The organism is Marinomonas sp. HM11-D, from assembly GCF_057626615.1.
Map to the genome: position 1 here is coordinate 148257 of NZ_JBMMKT010000004.1, position 19477 is coordinate 167733.

A 19477-nucleotide genomic window follows, 5' to 3' on the forward strand; every position below is an offset into this window, starting at 1 on the left:
AAAGATGCTAACCGCATCGCAATCTACAAAAGGCTTACCCGCCTAACTACATTATGGAAGGAAAAGAATATGAGTTCTTTTGATCACACTAAATATCGTCCGTTCGAGCCAGTTGCGATTGAAAACCGCACTTGGCCTGACCAAGAAATCACCAAAGCTCCTATCTGGGCAAGTGTTGACCTACGCGACGGCAACCAAGCGCTGGTTGAGCCTATGACAGTGGAACAAAAGAAGGAATTCTTCAAACTTCTAGTTGATGTAGGTTTTAAAGAAATCGAAGTAGGCTTCCCTGCTGCGTCTCAGTTGGACTTTGACTTCGTACGCTGGTTGGTTGAAGAAGACCAAGTACCTGATGATGTTTACATCCAAGTATTGACGCAAGCACGTCCAGAATTGATCGAGCGCACTTACGAGTCGTTGAAAGGCGCGAAGAAAGCGGTGGTACACGTTTACAATTCCACTTCTAAAACTCAGCGTGAGCAAGTATTCCGCTTGGGTAAAGACGGCATCAAAGACATTGCTGTACGTGGCGCACAATGCGTAAAAGATCACGCTGCGAAGCATCCTGAAACAGAGTGGGTATTCCAATACTCTCCTGAAAGCTTCACAGGCACAGAAACAGATTTCGCCGTAGAAGTGTGTGACGCTGTCATCGACGTATGGCAACCAACACCAGAAAACAAATGCATTATCAACTTGCCAGCAACCGTTGAAGTCGCGACTCCAAACCGTTTTGCTGACCAAATTGAATACTTCTGCCGTAAAGTGAAAAACCGCGACAGCATCATCATTAGCTTGCACACACACAATGACCGTGGCTGTGGCGTTGCGGCTGCCGAACTAGGCATGATGGCTGGCGCAGATCGTATCGAAGGCACCTTGCTAGGTAACGGTGAGCGTACAGGTAACATGTGTGTCGTCACCATGGCCATGAACATGTACAGCCAAGGTATCGACCCAGAATTGAACTTTGCTGACATGGATCGCGTGATCAGTGTGGTTCAGTCCTGCACACAATTGCCAGTCCACCCACGCCATGCTTACGCTGGCGAGTTGGTGTTCACTGCGTTCTCAGGCTCTCACCAAGACGCAATCAAGAAGTGTTTGGCGAATCAAACGGATGAAAAACCTTGGGATGTGGCTTACTTGCCAATTGACCCACGTGACATTGGCCGTAGCTACCAAGAGGTTATTCGAGTTAACAGCCAATCAGGTAAAGGCGGTGTTGCCTTCGCTCTTGAGCAAGAATACGGTTTGGCATTGCCACGCTGGTTGCAGGTTGAGCTAAGCCCAATCGTGCAGAAATTCTCTGAAGAAGATGGCGGTGTGATCGAAGCAGCGGACATGAAGCGTTTGTTTGAAGAGAACTTTATGACTTCTTCTGCACCATACGCGTTGGGCAACTACGATCTAAGCAAAAAAGACCGCGACACTGTGACAGCTGAGTTAAGCCATAAAGATGGCGTTATCTCTGTACACGGCGAGGGTAACGGCGCATTGTCAGCCTTCACTAGTGCTTTGAGTGCTCACTTCAACGTTCGCGTAGACATCGTTCAATACCAAGAGCATGCGCTAACTGTTGGCAGTGATTCTCAAGCCATCGCTTACATTCAGGCGAACATCGACGGCGAGCGTTACAACGGTGTTGCGATCGACAACGACATCGTGTCAGCATCGATCCAAGCGGTACTTGCAACGGTTAACCAAAAAGTGATCGCATCAGAACAGGCGAACGTTGCCTAACCCCCGCAACGTTTGTTTGAAGCTGGGGTAAGTGGCACAACCGCTACCCCAGATACGTTAAAGCCGAGCATTACCCTGCTCGGCTTTTTTAATTCAGTAGTTATAATCACTAGCGCGAATTAATTGCTGCTGTTTTTCATAACCACCACACGATCTCGCCCACTACGTTTAGCTTGGTACAAAGCCAAATCCGCACGCTTAATCAGCTCTAACTGATTCCTTTCACTGGTAAACTGACATAAGCCAATACTCACGGTTAAGTGAATACTCTGATCATCGTAGAGGTAAGGGTCTTGCGTCAGCACATGGCGATATCTTTCACAGGCAATCAAAGCATTTTCTAGGTCCGTATGAGGCAAACAAAGACCAAATTCCTCACCGCCAATACGACCAAATTGATCCCCTGCACGGCGGTCAACCTCAAGACGACGAGACAGCTCCCTTAAGACAACGTCACCGCCCTCATGCCCATAGGTATCATTAATCTGTTTGAAGTGGTCAATATCAATCACCGCAACACATAACATTTGACCATAGCGCTCAGCCTTGGCCATCTCGTCCTGCAGATTTTTCTCAAACGCTCGTCGATTCGGTAGATTAGTCAAATAATCGGTCGTCGAGAGCGCCTCTAGACGGGCGTTCATGGAAATTAAACGCTGACGCATCTCTGCCAATCGGGTCATAGCCATTAATTTAGCGGCCAGCACTTTATGTTGAATAGGCTTGACTAAGTAAGCATCGGCACCGGCTTCGATACAACGCAGAATATCACTATCAGATTCGGAGCCACTTAAAATAATAATAGGCACCCAGTTGGCATCATAACTTCCTTGAAAGGTTCGAATTTCGTTAACCGCTTCAACACCCGTTTTATTGGGCATATTGAGATCAACTACGAGCAAATCGAATTCCGCAGAATGCTCAAAAAAGTATTCTACCAATTCCGCGCCGTCATTGACTTCACACACTTGATGACCAAGCTTCTCTAAGTGAAGTTTTAGTAGCATACGATCTGATGGTGCGTCCTCTGCAATCAGTATCTTCAAGGAAGCCTCCCAATCCTTTTTAAATGTGCCTTAACTCGAACAAACTCAGCTTTTATGTCTTCAATTTGATCATTGGGCTGCTCAACCGCACCCGCTTTTGCCTGAGCTTCCAATGCTGCCGCTTTGGCACTCAACCCCATAGCACCCACATTCGCACTGACAGACTTTAAACTGTGAGCAGGACGGTACATGGCTGCAACATCATTGTTTGCATTTGCATCATCTAAGTTGCTCATGACGCCATCCGCATCTTGCAAAAAGGCCATTACGATCTCTTGAACTTGATCGCCAAGAATTTCTTCTAGGCTACCCAATACCGTTTCGTCCAATGCATTTTCCAAAATGTTAGATTCCTCTACTTCTAATGAATTTACCACTTCACTTCCATTAGCTTCCGTCGTTTCACTTTGAGACAACCAAGCAGAAATAGTTCGTATTAATTCAGCACCTTTAAAGGGTTTTGATATATATCCATCGCCACCAATGCGCTTAACTTCTTCAACTCGTTCCGGTTGTACATCAGCGGTTAAGGCTAAAATGGGAACACGTTTAATTGCTTGCTCTTGTTCTATTTGTCGAATCTGCTTGATCGCTGCAATACCATCCATAATCGGCATATGCAGATCCATTAAGATTAGATCAGGCTTGAATTGTTGCCACTTTTCAATGGCAACTAAGCCATTCTCTGCCACTTCAACCTGAACATCATATTGAGACAACATCCCCTTCACAACGGCTAAGTTGGCCTTCATATCCTCAACCACAAGAATTTTGGCGGCCTTCTTAAGCGTTTGTGGCTTGCTCACTTCCACAGGAAGTTCTGTACTTCTTGAAGCTGTGTAATGAGTGCTGGCTTCAATACCCCGTATGCTATCAATACCTCGTTTAAGGTCATGAACACTGGCAGGTTTATTAATACATTTGGCAATGCCGCTCTCTCTAAGCTCACGGCTCGACAAAGTCCCTGCGGAAGAAATCAACAAGACTTGCGGCAGCAGATTATGCTCTAACTCAGTCTGAAGCCTTTTACTAAAGGTCACTCCGTCTAATTCAGGCATTAGATAATCCAAAATCAGCAAGTCATAAGGCGCATTTTGCTTCGCTGCTTCGATTACTCTCGCGTAAGCTGTGTTCGGGTACTGCAAAAACTCGGCCTTGAGTTGGCACAAATCCAGTTGATTTTGAAGTATCACTAAATTGGTCGGATTATCATCCACTACCAATACTTTAGAAAAACCAGCTTGATCAACTTCACCTAGAGGGTGGCTTAGGGGCTTTTCAGCGATGCCTAGTGATAATGACACATGGAATGCGGAACCTTTTCCAACTTCACTTTCGACAGTGATGTGCCCGCCCATCAAATCAATCAGCTGTTTGGTAATGGCTAACCCTAATCCTGTGCCGCCAAACTTACGTGTGGTGGAGTTATCCGCCTGCATAAACACCTGAAAGAGTTTACTTTGCGCTTCTTCAGAGATACCAATCCCCGTATCGATCACACTAATCTTAATGTCCAAGTTATTACCAGAATCAGACACTTCGCCAGTGACACGAATCATAACTTGTCCGATTTCGGTAAACTTAATCGCATTGCCAACTAGGTTCATTAGAATCTGGCGAATACGATAGGCATCCCCACTTACCGCTGGAAATTCACTAATGCCATATTCGACTAGTAGATCGATGCCTTTTGACTCCGCTCGGTTAACCAGCAAACGCGACAAATCATATACCAAGCCTTCTAAGTTAAAATCGATCTGTTCCAGAGATAAATGACCGGCTTCTATTTTCGAGAAATCTAGGATTTCATTAATTAGCTCAAGCAGGCTTTCACCGGAATTCTGAATGATTTTGAGCTGGTTCTGCTGCTCTTTATTAAGCTCAGTATTGGATAAAATTTCCGTCATCCCTAACACACCATTAAGTGGCGTGCGGATCTCATGAGACATGGTAGCAAGGAAGTTACTTTTGGCCTGACTTGCTTTGATGGCCTCTTCACGAGCATGTTTCAGAACACTTTCAGTTTCGTAGCGATCTGAGATATCCATATTCGTGCCGTACAAATACAAAGGATTGCCCTCTGTATCAAGGGCTGTTCGCGCACTGGCTTTAATATGACGTTGCGAACCATTTTTTAGAATGATTCTAAAATCCGCCACAAGATCCGTCTTAAGCTCTATTGCCTTAGCCATGGCGACCTGCAGGCGATCGATATCATCAGGATGAACGGCATTAAGCCAAACTGAATAGTCAAACCGACCTGAAATAGCATCCAACTGATACAAATCAAACATGCGCTGGTCCCAGACCAGTTCACGAGTCTGTAGATCCATTTCCCAAACACCGATCCCTGCAGACTCGGTGGCAATACTAAGTCGACTCTGAGCCCGAGCGATATTCGCTTCAATTTCTAGGCGTGAGGAAATATCTCTGGAGTGGATAATAAAACCACTTAAATGACCATTTTCATCAGTAATTTTGCTGCGTACGTTGTCAGTAATAAGCTCCGAACCATCAGCACAGCGATACACCATACGGTACTCTTCACGCTCTGGATGCTGCTCTTGTCGGAAAGCAAGGCCAACTCTGTCAAATGATTCTGCATCCGCATATAAGAATCTTGGACTCTTACCAATGAGTTCACTTTCTGGATAGCCAAACATTTGTATCGCAATCGGGTTAACCATCCTAATAAGTCGATTCTCATCAACCAAAACGATGGCTTCAGGTGCATCCATAAATAGAGATTTAAACATCTCCATTTGATCCTTCAACGCCACTTCTGCTTCTTTTTGCTCGGTAATATCCTGGAAGGTAATTACACAAGACAGATCCTTTTCCAGATCCTTGGCAACAGGCGTACAAGAGAATTGCACAGGAAACCAGCTGCCATCTGCGCGAGCAAACTTGGCATCGGTACTGACAATTTTGTACTTACTACGAACAGCGTGCAGCAATAAGTTTTCATAGTGGGTCTGCTCAGCGTCACTGCCTAAATGATTACGCAATAAACAAGCAACAGATTTACCAATCAGATCGGACGAATCAAACGCCACTAAAGAGGTTGCCGCTTTGTTCACAAAGGTAATATTGCCTTCATGATCCACTCCAACGATGCCGTCTTTGACCGATTCAATAATCAAACGATATTGTTGATCGGCTTTTGAAATAGCTTGCTTATTCGCTTCATTGGTCAACTCACTCTCAACCCACTGCCCGAATAGCTTAACCAGTTCGTACTCATCTTCATTGAAGTCTTCGCCACGAATATCGTGACCAAAAAAGTTCAAGGTACCAAAGACTTGGCTATTTTGATAAAGCGATACACCTAAATATGACTCAACTTTATGCAGCAAATAACAAGGGTGTGTAGCGATTTCACTGGCACCAGCATGATAAAAGCCTGTTACTTGATCTCGTTTTAACGTGTGAAAACAGTAACAAGTATTAAGGTCAAATATATCTCCAGCAGCGAAAGCATCATTATTACTGTGGCAATAAAGCACTTCATAGCGATCACCAACAATGTGGCTGACAATGCCCATCGGCAAATTCAAAATTTCGCAGCCTAAAGCAAGTACCTTATTAACCTTGTCTTGAAGCGCCAAATCGCTGTTAGAAGTAATCTTGTGAAACTTTTGCAGGGCTGTGGTAATACGTTTTAAGGGTGTTTGATCTCGCACACAAACATATACGCCATCGACTTCACCATTCTTCAACTTAGGGATGAAGGAACAAGCAATATATTGTTTAGTCATCGCACCAAGTTGATTTTTATTCACGGCAGGAAAATGAGCCTCTACCGCTTCTCCCTGAAATGCTTTCTGAAGAGCCGCTTCGACCTTTTCAAACTGCTCCGGACCGACGACATCCACTACACGCTGCCCAATCACGTGTTCTCGAGTTTTATGAAACAGGGTTTCATACTGTTTATTTACAAATCTATAACGATAATCGGGACCGATCAGTGACACCAAGAAAGGTAGATGATCAATGATGCTAGTGACTTCTGTTAATTGCTCTCGAATGGGCTCAGGGGACGTACTGGGAAATAACGCCGAGATTACCGGCAATGCATCATGGATAAAGTTTGAATCGACGTATAGCGGGATACCCAAATAACCCGCATTGGGTAACTCAAACCACTCTAATGACTTAATCGAGATTTGGGGCAGATCCTTGATATGACCTTCTTCAACATAAATCCCCTGCCCGTCCATCAAAACCACGGCCCAATGTGAAATGGCACCGGTACGTTCCAAAAGATTAGCCAGCGATTTAAACACCTTAAAAGGTCCAGTAAATGCATTTGCCCATTCAATCGGGGTCGGGCAAAAAGGAACATGCTGCAAAGTCATATACGTCACTGTAAGTAAGATGGCAGTTCAAAAAAGCTAATGTGAGACAACTAGCTCTGTCATCTCAACCTTTAGAGCCTAATAGACTAAGCATACCACTTGTTTGCATATCTCCTATATAAAACAAAATTCAAGGCAAAAAAAAGCGCCAACTTTCTGGCGAGTTGGCGCTTTTCAGAGCAACAATAATCACAAAAAAATCATTACAACAATGCTTTAGCAAACAGCGCTTGCAGTCGATTCAGGTCATTTAACGGCATCACATCTGCCACGTACTGATCAGGACGAACCACCACAATACAGCCTTGCTGACGATCAATGCCGCGCATCTTGTAGATATCTTTGCTGGCATCAGAACTTAGGGCAAACAGCTTCTCATAATCACGTAAACCAAGCTTACCTTTTAGTGGCTGCAACAAAGGATGCACTTGCGTCATGTCTACATCGCGATGTGCACAAGGCAAGATGGCACGCACATCAATAATAGAATCAATGTCCTCACCCTCACGGGTGTAACGCACAACCGGAGAAGAAGGCTCATGTTGCAAGTAATCGCACAGTTGATTGAGATCGGCCAAACCGTTTGCTAGGTCCTGTTCTCCCGCAAAAACAAACAGGTGCCAGCGGGCATCGGCTTCAACACAGTGCCCCATTTGCATGGGTTTGGCATCCGCGACACGCGTTACCGGTGCTGAGTGGAAACGCATACCAATGGTTTCACCAGACGCCAATTCTTGATACTTAGCATCTAAGCCAAGTACTTCTACCTCGTAGCGAATTGCGGTCCCTGCAGTAAATCGCCCAAACTGCTGGAAGTAACGCTGAAACTCTGCAGGATCAATACCGTCAGGGTTGGTTCCAGACTTTGGCTTGGCACTAAACATCTTTGAAAACTCGCGGTCAAAATCAATCAACTGCTGCGCCACATGTTGTCGCTCTTGTGAATAGGTCAACAGGAGTTCTGGTGCCGCACGCCCAGTTAGAACGTGCACCAGCTTCCAACCTAAATTCCAAGTGTCATTCACAGAGGTATTCAACCCTTGCCCCGCTTTAGGACTGTGTGTGTGACACGCATCACCGGCTAAGAACACTCGCGGCAATTGGCCTTCTTCTGAGTCATCAAACGCCGTGGTTAGTCGCTGACCGATCTCATAGACACTCCACCAAGCCACTTGTTTTACATTCAACGTGTACGGCTGCATGATGCGATTCGCTGCTTGAATCAAGTATTCAGGCGTAACACTGTTACGATCGATACGCTCATTAGGAGCCAACTTATCCAGTTCAATATACAGACGAACCATGTAACCACCCTCACGCGGGATGATCAGCATGTTGCCTTCATGATTGGAGTGAATCGCGCTTTTCAGGCGAATATCTGGGTAGTCAGTTTCCACCAACACATCCATCACGCCCCAAGCTTGATTGATCGAATCGCCAACCAATTCTCGGCCAATTGATTGACGAACCGAACTACGTGCGCCATCACAACCGACGGCGTATTTTGCATGTACCACCTCATGTTCAACCATGTATTGTGAGTTATTCACAACACGCTCAAATGTTAAGGTGACTGGGTATTCTGTGTTCTCTTGATCCACTTCTACGGAAATCAGCTTACGAGAATAATACGGCTCGATTTTCGCAGGATTCTGACGCATCACGTCTAGGAAATGGTCATGCACTCGAGCCTGGTTAATGATCACATGAGGAAATTCAGACAGATCATCTTCCACGTCTTGAATCTTGCTGCTGCGAGCGATGTGCTCACCATTTTCAGCACTCGGTTTCCAGAACGCTGTCTCATTAACCCAGTAGGCTTCTTGAGCGATTTGATCGGCAAACCCGTAGGCTTGGAACATTTCCATAGTACGACAGGCAATGCCATCTGCTTGCCCAACTAAGAGACGGTCGTCTTTGAAATCGACGATGCAGGTATTGATGTCAGCAAACTTTGACAATTGCGCCGCTAAGTTCAACCCGGCAGGACCACAGCCAACAATCATCACGTCAACGTATTCTGGTAACGGACGTTTTAGCGGGGGTGCTACGACGCGATCTTGTGGGTCTGCGAAACGTGGATCACCAGGGAAGAAACCGTTTAGATGAAATTGCATAGTTGTATTTCCTTGTTGTTATTTTCATCAACTCTAGTTTAGATTGAATATAAAGAAAAATTGCTTTTTAAAGCCATAAACAAAGAATTTGCATATATGAACCCAAACCATTTAAAGCAACTTGCGATCATTATTAAACAAGGCTCCATTTCAGCTGCCGCTGAGCAATTGTTTATTACCCAACCGACCCTAACCCGTTCTATTCAACAGTTAGAACAAAAAGTCGGTGCACCTCTACTTAAACGCACCCGCTATGGCGTAGTGGCCACAGAAATCGGTGAACGTCTTGGTCAACTAGGTGAGAAAATCTTGGCCGAGGCCGAACAAGGCAACGAGATTATTCGTCAGTGGCACAGCGGTTTTCATAATCAGTTTTCAATCGGTATTGACCCCCTGTGGGAATACTCCACCGTCGCGCAAACGACCGAAGCTTTCTTAGCTGAGCCGCGTTTTGTGTTTCATTTGCGCACCGGCTCTGCCGCTACGCAAATTGAATTACTGAAGCGAGAACAGCTGGACTTTTTATTGGGGCCTGCCCATGTCACGGTTGCGCAACGAGAGCTCGCTCGAGACGTACTGTTTCGTGATCGCGCGGCCGTATTTGCGGGGGCAAAATCCCCATTAATAGGCCTGAATCGTCCGATAAAGAAAACGGAATTAGAGCGTTGTAAATGGTTTATCGCCGGCGCCAGTGCAGGCTTTATGAACGTACAAAACGAAGAGTTGCTGAACAATGCCGCCAAGATATCATTTACCGGTGGTATTCATTCAGTTATGAATTTATTGCAGAACAGTGAGATGCTAGTTCGCCTGCCGGCACGTCTTGCCCTAATGTCTGGCGCCGTGAAACTTGAACAAATGTTGACCATTGACGAGGACCAATCCCCGCGCCGAGACATTGCTTTATGGTCGTTACAAGATGATAGCGAGCGCCCTGACAAACAACGGGTCAGAACACTGCTAAAAGAATTTGTCACCGAGATAGATCAGCAGTCCCCCTGCTTTGGGCTTGATATTTAAAGTGCTTGATACCAAGAAAAATCTTGTTGAATCTGACGTAGCACTGTGTCATTGCGCGCCGCGATAATCATGCCACTGCGAACGGAAGGACGGTATTCGGAGCCGTCCTGCATGCAGACTACACCACCTGCTTCTTGGAACGCTAAGATGCCTGCCGCATGGTCCCAAGAATTAGGTTTTGGGCTAATAAAGAAATCGATGTTATCACCCAGCATAGTACGATATTCGTGGCAGCTACAACGCATGGAAATGACACGCGCATATTGAGTTTGTGTGACGGCGGCTTGCTGACGCTGTGCTAAATCTTTGAACAAGAAGGGTGAAAAAATTCCCACGAGTTTGCTATCCGTTGGATTCTCAGACAGAGTTAGCTTACGGGGTGCCTGACTAGGTTTAACGTACCAAGCCCCTTCGCCTTTACTCGCTTCAATCCAGTCATCATTGATCACATCGTAAAGTAGACCAAAGATAGTTTCCCCTTGAAAAGAGGCCGCAATCAAGACGCCAAAGTTTGATACCCCGTTGGCATAATTCCAAGTGCCATCAATCGGATCGATAATAATCACTAAAGCATCACTGTCCAAATGATCCAGCACGCTAGGATTTGCAGCGACGGCTTCTTCACCAACCACTAAAGCTTCAGGAATCATCTTGCGAAACTGCTCAGTCATGGCCTTTTCCGCTGCCACATCGGCTACCGTGACCAAATCATCAAAACCGGATTTGGTGTCGATGGCCTCATCTGATAACGCCCTAAAACGTGGCAAGATTTCTTGTTTACTGACTTCACGGACGGTTTCAATGATGGCAAGCTTTTTTTCTGGGGACAGCAAAACAGACTCCTTGTTTGGGAAAGGGATGAGCAAGATAAACGAATTTATCTCGCCTTCATAAAAACTATATTACAGCCCCAGAGGAACACCAAATTTGATTAACCATTCAAAACACTTAATGGGCGACTTTAAGCACGATTACACCGGAAATAATCAGCAAAATGCCCATATAACGCATCAAAGAGCTGGCATCCCCAAAATACGCTACGCCAACCAAAAAGGTTCCCGCCGCACCAATCCCAGTCCAAACCGCATAGGCTGTGCCCATTGGAATGCCCTTTTGCGCCAACCAAAGTAGATAACCGCTCAGCACCATAAACACCACCGCCATGAGAATTCCGGGCCATTTTATCGCTGACGTTTGCGCCAACTTCATTCCCAAAGGCCAACCAATTTCCGTCAATCCCGCCAAAATTAGAAACAACCAACTCATGCTACACCTCCTCTATTCAAGCCAGTTTGGACACAATTGACGCCAATACTATCGATATATAAGATGAATAAAAGTTAATAACTATCGAATAATTTCATATGCAAAACTTAGAACACATTCGTATGTTGGTCCTCTCGGCTGATTTAGGTTCTTTTTCTGCCTGCGCCAGACACCTAGGCAAAGTTCAGTCCGCTGTAAGCCACGGTATCAGCACGCTCGAGATCGATTTGAATGTGGAATTGTTTGATCGTAGCACTCGAAAACCGGTGCTGACGGCAGCAGGAGAAAGGCTCTATCGCAGTGCCAAAGCCCTGCTAGCGCAATCCGATGAATTTGAACTGATCGCTAAATCGATCAATAAGCAAGAAGAAAGTGAACTCTGCATCGTGATTGACGACGCATTGTTAATGCCCAAGGTTAACCAGTTATTAGCACAATTCGCCGAGCGCTTCCCTTATACCCAACTTGATATCTTAAATCGTCCATCGCCAGATATTGTACCTTTAGTACAACATGGTAAGGCCGAACTCGGGCTCATGTTTTCAGAGCTCGCCACCATTAAGGAAGTTGACTTTGCCTATATCGGCCATCTGCCAATGGTGCCGGTCTGTCATCCAAATCATGCTCTCGCCAGCCGTAAACAGATCAATGAAACCGATCTATTTCCTCACCGCCAATTGACCATTCGCGGTAGCCAAAAGACCGAGCCACCCATGTTAGTCAGCATGTCCCCTAATGTCTGGTGGTGTTCAAGTAGTTTAAACGCCTTGTCACTGATTCAGCAGAATGTCGGTTGGGGCTACCTACCAGAATATCTGGTAACAAGCCTAATCACAGCGAAGCAGCTTGTAAGGCTGGATGTCACTTTCGACCACCTCACATGGCAAGTACCGATTGACTTGGTGTGGCAACGAGGCAGTGCCATCGGTCCAGGTGCCAAATGGCTGTTAAATGAGGTCAAACAAATTTTTAGCACCACCTAACACGTACTCATCGCCTGCAACCGCCCCCAAGCAAAACAGCGCGTCGACAAAAATTAACATTTTGCTAAGCCCTTCATTTCTCGAAACTTCTTAGAAAATTGGTCTAAGATTTCTATGTTACCGGTAAAATTTTCCTCAAAACCTATTGACGCCCATTTTATGTTATCGGTAACATTGCCTCCTAGTTACCGGTAACATAAATTTGTCGCCTATAACTTTACATTCCTTTAAAACAATAAATAGCGGGAAGAGATCATGAGCAAATTCGCTAAAACGCTAATCACTGCAGCCGTTGCAGGTGCCCTATCTACAGCAGCGTTCTCTGCTGACTACACTTTCAAGTTCCAATCATCTGACCCATCAGGCGATAAAAACTTCCAAATTCAAAAAGAATGGACTGAGCGCGTTGAGCGTATGTCGGCTGGTCGTATCAAGATCAACCTACTGCCAGTTGGTAGTGTGTTCAAACACACCGAAACACTTGATGGCATCAAGATGGGCATTCTTGATGGTCAAATCACCGCTACAGAATTCTTCTCTGGTAAAGACGCTGCCTTTGGCCTAATCGGCAACACGGTAGGTGCTTGGTCAGATACCACTCAATTGCTGCAATACATCAACTACGGTGGTGGTTACGAGCTAATGAACGAACTTTACGCACCTTACGGCGTGAAATTCATCGGTGGCTCTACAACAGGCGTTGAATCATTTGTATCACGTGTGCCACTAAACGGTGTTGAAGATCTAAAAGGTCTAAAACTACGTGCACCAGAAGGTTTGGTGCAGCGTGTATTCGCCGCAGCAGGCGCAGCACCGGTTAACCTACCAGGTTCTGAAGTGTTCACGGGGTTGAGCAAAGGCGTTATCGACGCGGCTGACTACACTGTGTTCTCTACTAACCAGAAAGCGGGTATGAACCAAATCGCGACACACCCAGTGCAGCCTGGTTTCCACTCTCTACCATTGATCGACGTATCAATGAGCATGAAAAAGTGGGAAAAACTGCCTGCGGATCTTCAAGAAATTATGACCACGTCGGTGCGTGACTTCGCTAACGACATCACGACTCAGCTACGTATTGCTGACCAGAAAGCCGTGAAAGAAGCACAGCAAGATCCGAACATCACGATTCACGATTGGTCTGCAGAAGAGCGTAAGAAATTCCGTGAAATCGCTCGTACACAATGGGCAGAGTTTGCAAAACAATCGCCAAACGCTCAAAAAGTGTATGACTCGATCACTTCTTACCTAGAAGAAAACGGCCTTCTTTAATCTCTAAGACGACCACCGCCAAACCAAAACAGGAGCTTGCTGGCTTGTAGTTGAGCAAGCTCACTGGCTCCTGTTTTAAACTGGACCCTACCCCATGAATAAAGACACCCCTATTCCACACCCAGAAGATGCGGCAGAGCAACCTCGCAATCTCCTAGATAAAGCCATTGTTCGTATTGGCAATGCTTTAAGCTTGTTATTCCTGTTTACGGTAGCCATCTCTTTTTACGAAGTGGTGATGCGCTATGTGTTTAACTCCCCCACCATTTGGGTGCATGAATCCGCGTCTTTTATCGGCGGGTGCCTATTTGTATTTGGTGGTATCTATGCCCTCGCGACCAATAAACACGTGCGCGTAGTGCTGATTTACGATGCGGTCTCTGATCGCACACGTCAGTACCTGAATGTGTTCCATCACATTATGGGGCTTATTTTTGCAGGCCTACTCGCCTATGCCGCTTACCAGATGACCGAAAGTGCCGTGTTAACGCCTTTTGGTGATATTCATTTTGAAACATCTGGCTCTGCGTGGAACCCAGCGTTTCCTGCTTACGTGAAAATTACCATCTTTGTCACCATGTGTGTGATGTGCGTGCAGTTCGCTCTTCACTTAATCCAAGAAGTGCTGAACCTAAGGAAGTCATAAAATGTTTGATCTATCTAGTTTAGGCATTGGCTACGGCAGCCTATTAATGCTGGTCTCCATGATTCTTCTGCTACTGACCGGTATGCAGTTGGCCATGGTGACAGGTCTAGTCGCCTTGGTATTTGCCATTGGCTGGTTTGGTATCGACGCTCTACCTTTGGTAACCAGTCGTCTATACAGCTTTGTCGGTGGCTACGTATTCCTTGCGGTACCGATGTTCGTCTTAATGGCGGCGTTACTGGACCGTTCAGGCATCGCCCGCGATCTGTTTGATGCGATGAAAGTCGTTGGCCGTAAGGTTCGCGGTGGCGTTGCCGTTCAAACACTTGTGGTAGCGGTTATCTTGGCCTCTATGTCAGGTGTTATCGGCGGTGAAACCGTACTACTGGGCATCTTGGCTCTGCCACAAATGCTACGTCTTGGTTACAACCGTAAGCTAGCGATTGGTACGACCTGTGCCGGTGGTGCGCTGGGGACTATGTTGCCACCTAGTATCGTCTTGATCATTTACGGCCTAACCGCCAGTGTATCGATCGGCGACCTATTTAAGTCAGCGTTTTTGCCAGCCCTGATTCTAGCCGCAGCCTACATGGTGTACGTGTTAGTCATCAGCTACATGCACCCAGAATACGCACCGCTTCCAAGTGAAGAAGAGCTAGCGCAAGACAAAGAAACCAATTACTTCAAAGCACTGTTCTTCCCGATCCTATCGGTAGCGGTTGTTCTTGGCAGTATTTACACCGGTATTGCATCCGTGACTGAAGCGTCTGCTCTGGGTGTGGTCGGTATCGTGATCAGCGCTTGGGTTCGTGGCGAGCTGAACTTTGAGATGCTTAAAGAAAGCGCCAAAGCCACTATGAGCACCTGTGGCATGATCATTTGGATCGGTATCGGTGCAACAGCTCTGGTAGGTGTCTACAACCTAATGGGCGGTATCGACTTCGTTGAAGAAACCATCCTAGCGTTATCTGGCGGCAGCGTCATGGGTACTATCTTGATCATGATGATCATCCTACTGGTACTGGGCATGTTCCTAGACTGGGTAGGTGTTGCGCTACTTACCATGCCGATCTTCGTACCTATTATCACTAATCTTGGTCTAGACCCAGTTTGGTTTGGTGTTGTGTTCTGTCTAAACATGCAGGTGTCTTTCCTTTCACCTCCATTTGGTCCAGCTGCTTTCTACTTGAAATCTGTGGCACCAAAAGACATCAGTTTGGGCGAGATTTTCTCTTCATTACTGCCATTCATTGCCATTCAGATCCTCGTGTTGGCATTGGTTATTTTCTTCCCTGAATTGGCAATTTGGTGGAAATAATCTTCCCCGACCTGATTAGTACAGACAATATTTAGAATACAAAGTGCCATTTGGCACTTTGTAGGAGATACAAAAAATGATTAAGAAAATCATTGTGATGGGCGTATCAGGATGTGGCAAATCATCCATGGGCCAAAAATTAGCTGGGCATTATGGCTACCCATTTTTCGACGGGGACGACTACCACAGTGAAGCCAACGTGGAGAAAATGCGTCAAGGCATTCCGTTAACCGATGAAGATCGTTTTGGCTGGCTAGAAACCTTAAACGGTATCCTAAAAGATAACGATACAGCGGTGGTCGCCTGTTCAAGTCTAAAACCGATTTATCGTGACATCCTACGCAAGGGTGTCGAAGACTTAGCCATCGTTTATCTGCAAGGAGACTTCGATACCATTTGGCAGCGTCATCAAAAGCGTGCTGGTCATTACTTTAATGGCAAAAGCATGCTAGAGAGTCAGTTTGCCACGCTGGTTGAACCGGTTGACGAAGCAGACGTCATTGCCGTAGATATTTCGCACCCTCTCGATGAAGTATTTGCACAAAGCATTGCCGCGTTAGAGGCTCGTTAATTATGTTTAGCTGGCGTTCGCATCAAGCGCTCAAAACGTCAGCTAACTTATTCTTATCCTTTGCTTTTTTCGACATTAGTACATTCGCACAGGAAGCGGCATGTGGTAATGTTACCGTTAACAATAGAAAAAAAGATCCATCATAATGAAGAAAAAGCGCCCTACTTTACAGGATGTGGCTGACCTTGTCGGAGTGACAAAAATGACCGTCAGTCGCTTTATTCGTAACCCAGAACAAGTATCTGATGCGTTGCGCGATAAAATCCAAACGGCGCTTGATGAACTGGGGTACATTCCTAACCGCGCTCCAGACATTCTTTCCAAATCCAAAAGTCACGCCATTGGTGTCTTGCTACCTTCTTTAACCAACCAAGTATTTGCCGAGGTCATTCGCGGCATCGAAACCGTGTTAGAGCCGGAAGGCTACCAAACCATGTTAGCCCACTTTGGCTATAGCCCAGAATTGGAAGAGCAACGTATCGCGACGCTACTGTCTTATAATGTCGATGCTTTGATTATCTCTGAAAGTCAGCACACCCCTAAAGCACAGAAAATGCTGGAAAATGCCGGGGTGCCCGTGATCGAGATTATGGACTCCACGTCAAAGAGCCCATTGCATATTATCGGTATCGATAACTGCGCGGCGGCACGGGAAATGACACAAACCATGATCGATCATGGTCACCGCAATATCGTTTATTTCGCGGCCCGAATGGACGAGCGTACCCTGCAAAAAATCGACGGCTACAAACAAGCAATGGAAGCCAACGGTCTAGATGTGGTGGTCAAAGAAACGCAGAGCGCATCGTCCTTCACCCTAGGCGCAAAATTCCTAGACGAAGTGTTAGCAGAGCATCCAGACACTGACGGTATCTTTTGTACCAACGATGACTTAGCCATCGGTGCACTTTATGCTTGTCAAAAGAAAGGCTTAAAAGTCCCAGAGCAAATCGGCATTGCTGGTTTTCACGGACACGACATTGCCCGAGCCATGGTACCCCTGTTAGCAACCGTGATCACGCCACGAGAGGAAATGGGACGCCTAGCGGCAAAAGCCCTGTTAAAAGGCCTGCAGGGCGAGTCGATCAAAAAACAAGTCATCGAACTCCCCTACCAAATTGAATGTGGCGAAAGCATCAAAGCACTTTGATGCTTTTCTTGGGCTAAATTTAGTTCGGCATACCTGGCAAACGAGTGATCTCGTCTAACCCCTCATCCCAATTGGCACTGCTGTCGCAACAAATATGTGCATCGGGCTTAACTTCTACGTCATCGTCTAAACACCCAGCGGGTACCACCACTAGCTGTCTAGATTTTGCGTCAGTCGGCATCATAGAGCCGCAGGTACTGCAAAAGCTACGTGCAAAACGTGTTTCTGGTAAGTGATAAAAAGTCACGTCATCCGCACCTTTCAACCAAGTTAACTTAGCATTCGGTGCAAACAAGTTCGCGCAATGAGCCGTACCAGAAGCTTTGCGACAGCGGCTACAGTGACAAAGATAGAACTTGGCAAAGCTTCCTTCGAGCTGAAAAGCCACCTTGCCGCACAAACAAGAACCACGGTAAATTTGATCCATTTAACACCTCTGCAAAAGCCGTATAAGTACTTCTAGAGGCCAAACTTTAACGCGTTTGTAGAGAAAAACAGAGTGGTATCGATGAGAAAAATAGCGGGCATAAAAAAAGGGAAGTATGCAGGGTGTTGAAGAGTCATGCATACTTCCCTTAAAGGGTGACGTTAATCGCCTCGGCAGAACGAACACACAAAAGGATGTGCTTGATCTGCGATTACTTAGCAATCCCCCATTTATGAAAGCTAAGCAACCGTGTGAGGCAATAGAAATAGATCACCATTCCATAGAGGACTTCGCATACAATATCGGGCAGAGCAAATATATGACGCGATGTCGAGATTAATAATAGGCGGTTATTAGAAGTAATAGCTTGCTAATTGCGCCTCTGATCTCACCATTTACGACAAAACTAAGGATTTGCGACACATTGGTCGTTATTTTCCTAAAAATCGCCTTGATATAAAGCGATCTCTAGCCTTTTCTAGATCTGCAACAAGTACAGCAAAGTACTGATACTCACAAATGACAGCACTGTCGTTACCATCAACGTACTCGCGCAGAAGCTACGTTGACCATATTCGCCACAAATAATTGGATAAATACTAAACATCGGCATCGCGGCAAACAGCAAAACTGCCACGCGTAACTCAGTTGGCATTTGCGGGAAAAACTGCAAACAGGCAAACACCACCAGCGGGAATGTCAGCAACTTCATGCTCGCCACCAGGGCTGTACGCACTTTACTGCCCTGCACGGTTACCCCGACTAATGAGCCACCAATGACGATCAAAGCCGCTGGTGCCGCCGCCATTGCCAGTAGATCCAAAGAACCAGCGACAAAACTTGGCAGATGGAGTCCCAATAGGGATAAGATAACCCCAGCAAATACTGACAAGATAATTGGGTTGGTCACAACACGTTTCAACACATTGCCAATAACCTTCTTACCGGCCCCCGGCTCATGGTTATACACCGACTCAATCACCACCAAGGCCACCGGAAGAAATAAGATATTCTCAACAACCAGTGACATGGCAAAGGCTTGCGCAGGAGCATCATCTAGGTATTGCAGCAAGATCGGGAAGCCAATGAAAGAGCTGTTCGGCATCATAGCGCCCATGCCACTCACCACAGAGGTGAGCCAATTCTCTTTCAGAAACAGACGCGCCGCGGCAATGGTCAGTGCAAAGGCCACTAATCCCCCTACCGCATACACCAGCATATAAGACAGATCTACGACCGCTCGTAAATCCAGAGACGAGATTTTGGTCACCATCACCGAAGGCAGCGCAAAATAGAGTACAAAACGACTCATCGCTGGTAAGGCTTCTTTTGGCAGCAATTGAAAACGCGTACCTAAAAAACCCAGCAAGATTAGAAAGAAAATGGGGGCGGAAGTATTAAGAACAACGTCCAAAGCGAATCCTTATGTCTAGAGCGATGTGAAAACTCCATGCTACCCGAATATCATGACAAGCAATACAAAGCAGTACGATCAAAAAACAAGATTGCTATTCAATAATTCTGATACTGGATTATTGTCTGATTCTAAAAAAAGAAATG

15 protein-coding genes are annotated in these 19477 nt (G+C 46.0%); 8 read left to right on the forward strand and 7 right to left on the reverse strand.

Going from position 1 to position 19477, the window contains the following annotated elements; all coding sequences use genetic code 11:
- Positions 1 to 69 precede the first annotated feature (69 nt).
- Complete coding sequence (gene leuA / locus ACOSVP_RS07480) at positions 70 to 1743, forward strand: 2-isopropylmalate synthase (RefSeq protein ID WP_487346871.1); 1674 nt, start codon at positions 70 to 72, stop codon at positions 1741 to 1743.
- A 119-nt stretch (positions 1744 to 1862) separates the two neighbouring features.
- On the opposite strand, the gene ACOSVP_RS07485 is transcribed toward leuA, so the two are convergent.
- The 3 genes from ACOSVP_RS07485 to ACOSVP_RS07495 form a co-directional block, all read right to left on the reverse strand.
- Entirely contained in the window at positions 1863 to 2789 is a 927-nt protein-coding gene (locus ACOSVP_RS07485) for a GGDEF domain-containing response regulator (protein WP_487346872.1), read from the reverse strand.
- A complete protein-coding gene (locus ACOSVP_RS07490; protein ID WP_487346873.1) occupies positions 2786 to 7075 on the reverse strand; it encodes a PAS domain S-box protein in 4290 nt (1429 codons plus the stop codon). Before ACOSVP_RS07490 ends, ACOSVP_RS07485 begins: the two co-directional genes overlap by 4 nt.
- A 275-nt stretch (positions 7076 to 7350) precedes the next feature.
- Positions 7351 to 9264, reverse strand: coding sequence for an FAD-dependent monooxygenase (locus ACOSVP_RS07495; protein ID WP_487346874.1), 1914 nt, complete (start codon positions 9262 to 9264; stop codon positions 7351 to 7353).
- A 96-nt stretch (positions 9265 to 9360) separates the two neighbouring features.
- Between ACOSVP_RS07495 and ACOSVP_RS07500 the strand changes: the two genes are divergently transcribed.
- Positions 9361 to 10284 carry a LysR family transcriptional regulator gene (locus ACOSVP_RS07500; RefSeq protein WP_487346875.1) on the forward strand — a complete coding sequence of 308 codons (924 nt, stop codon included), beginning with the start codon at positions 9361 to 9363 and terminating at the stop codon, positions 10282 to 10284.
- Here the strand turns inward: ACOSVP_RS07500 and ACOSVP_RS07505 are convergent.
- A complete protein-coding gene (locus ACOSVP_RS07505; protein WP_487346876.1) occupies positions 10281 to 11117 on the reverse strand; it encodes an inositol monophosphatase family protein in 837 nt (278 codons plus the stop codon). The genes ACOSVP_RS07500 and ACOSVP_RS07505 overlap by 4 nt on opposite strands.
- A 115-nt stretch (positions 11118 to 11232) precedes the next feature.
- Positions 11233 to 11550, reverse strand: a complete 318-nt coding sequence (locus ACOSVP_RS07510; protein WP_487346877.1) for a DMT family transporter — start codon at positions 11548 to 11550, stop codon at positions 11233 to 11235.
- Positions 11551 to 11648: 98 nt separating this feature from the next.
- Here ACOSVP_RS07510 and ACOSVP_RS07515 point away from each other — a divergent pair, with 98 nt between their 5' ends.
- The 6 genes from ACOSVP_RS07515 to gntR all read left to right on the forward strand — a co-directional run bounded on the left by ACOSVP_RS07515 (position 11649) and on the right by gntR (position 17490).
- Positions 11649 to 12533 (forward strand): LysR family transcriptional regulator, encoded by an 885-nt coding sequence (locus ACOSVP_RS07515; protein WP_487346878.1) that lies wholly within the window; start codon positions 11649 to 11651, stop codon positions 12531 to 12533.
- 255 nt (positions 12534 to 12788) lie between these two features.
- Positions 12789 to 13805 carry a TRAP transporter substrate-binding protein gene (locus ACOSVP_RS07520; protein ID WP_487346879.1) on the forward strand — a complete coding sequence of 339 codons (1017 nt, stop codon included), beginning with the start codon at positions 12789 to 12791 and terminating at the stop codon, positions 13803 to 13805.
- A 94-nt stretch (positions 13806 to 13899) separates the two neighbouring features.
- Entirely contained in the window at positions 13900 to 14451 is a 552-nt protein-coding gene (locus ACOSVP_RS07525; RefSeq protein WP_487346880.1) for a TRAP transporter small permease subunit, read from the forward strand.
- 1 nt (position 14452) lies between these two features.
- Positions 14453 to 15769 (forward strand): TRAP transporter large permease, encoded by a 1317-nt coding sequence (locus ACOSVP_RS07530; protein ID WP_487346881.1) that lies wholly within the window; start codon positions 14453 to 14455, stop codon positions 15767 to 15769.
- Positions 15770 to 15845: 76 nt separating this feature from the next.
- Complete coding sequence (locus ACOSVP_RS07535; protein ID WP_487346882.1) at positions 15846 to 16340, forward strand: gluconokinase; 495 nt, start codon at positions 15846 to 15848, stop codon at positions 16338 to 16340.
- A 145-nt stretch (positions 16341 to 16485) separates the two neighbouring features.
- Positions 16486 to 17490: a gluconate operon transcriptional repressor GntR gene (gene gntR, locus ACOSVP_RS07540; RefSeq protein WP_487346883.1), complete on the forward strand. Its 1005-nt coding sequence runs from the start codon at positions 16486 to 16488 to the stop codon at positions 17488 to 17490.
- Positions 17491 to 17509: 19 nt separating this feature from the next.
- On the opposite strand, the gene ACOSVP_RS07545 is transcribed toward gntR, so the two are convergent.
- Both ACOSVP_RS07545 and ACOSVP_RS07550 read right to left on the reverse strand, forming a co-directional pair.
- Positions 17510 to 17917, reverse strand: coding sequence for a GFA family protein (locus tag ACOSVP_RS07545; protein WP_487346884.1), 408 nt, complete (start codon positions 17915 to 17917; stop codon positions 17510 to 17512).
- A 478-nt stretch (positions 17918 to 18395) separates the two neighbouring features.
- The gene (locus ACOSVP_RS07550; protein ID WP_487346885.1) at positions 18396 to 19331 is read right to left on the reverse strand and encodes an AEC family transporter; all 936 of its coding nucleotides are present in this window, start codon (positions 19329 to 19331) and stop codon (positions 18396 to 18398) included.
- Positions 19332 to 19477: the final 146 nt, after the last annotated feature.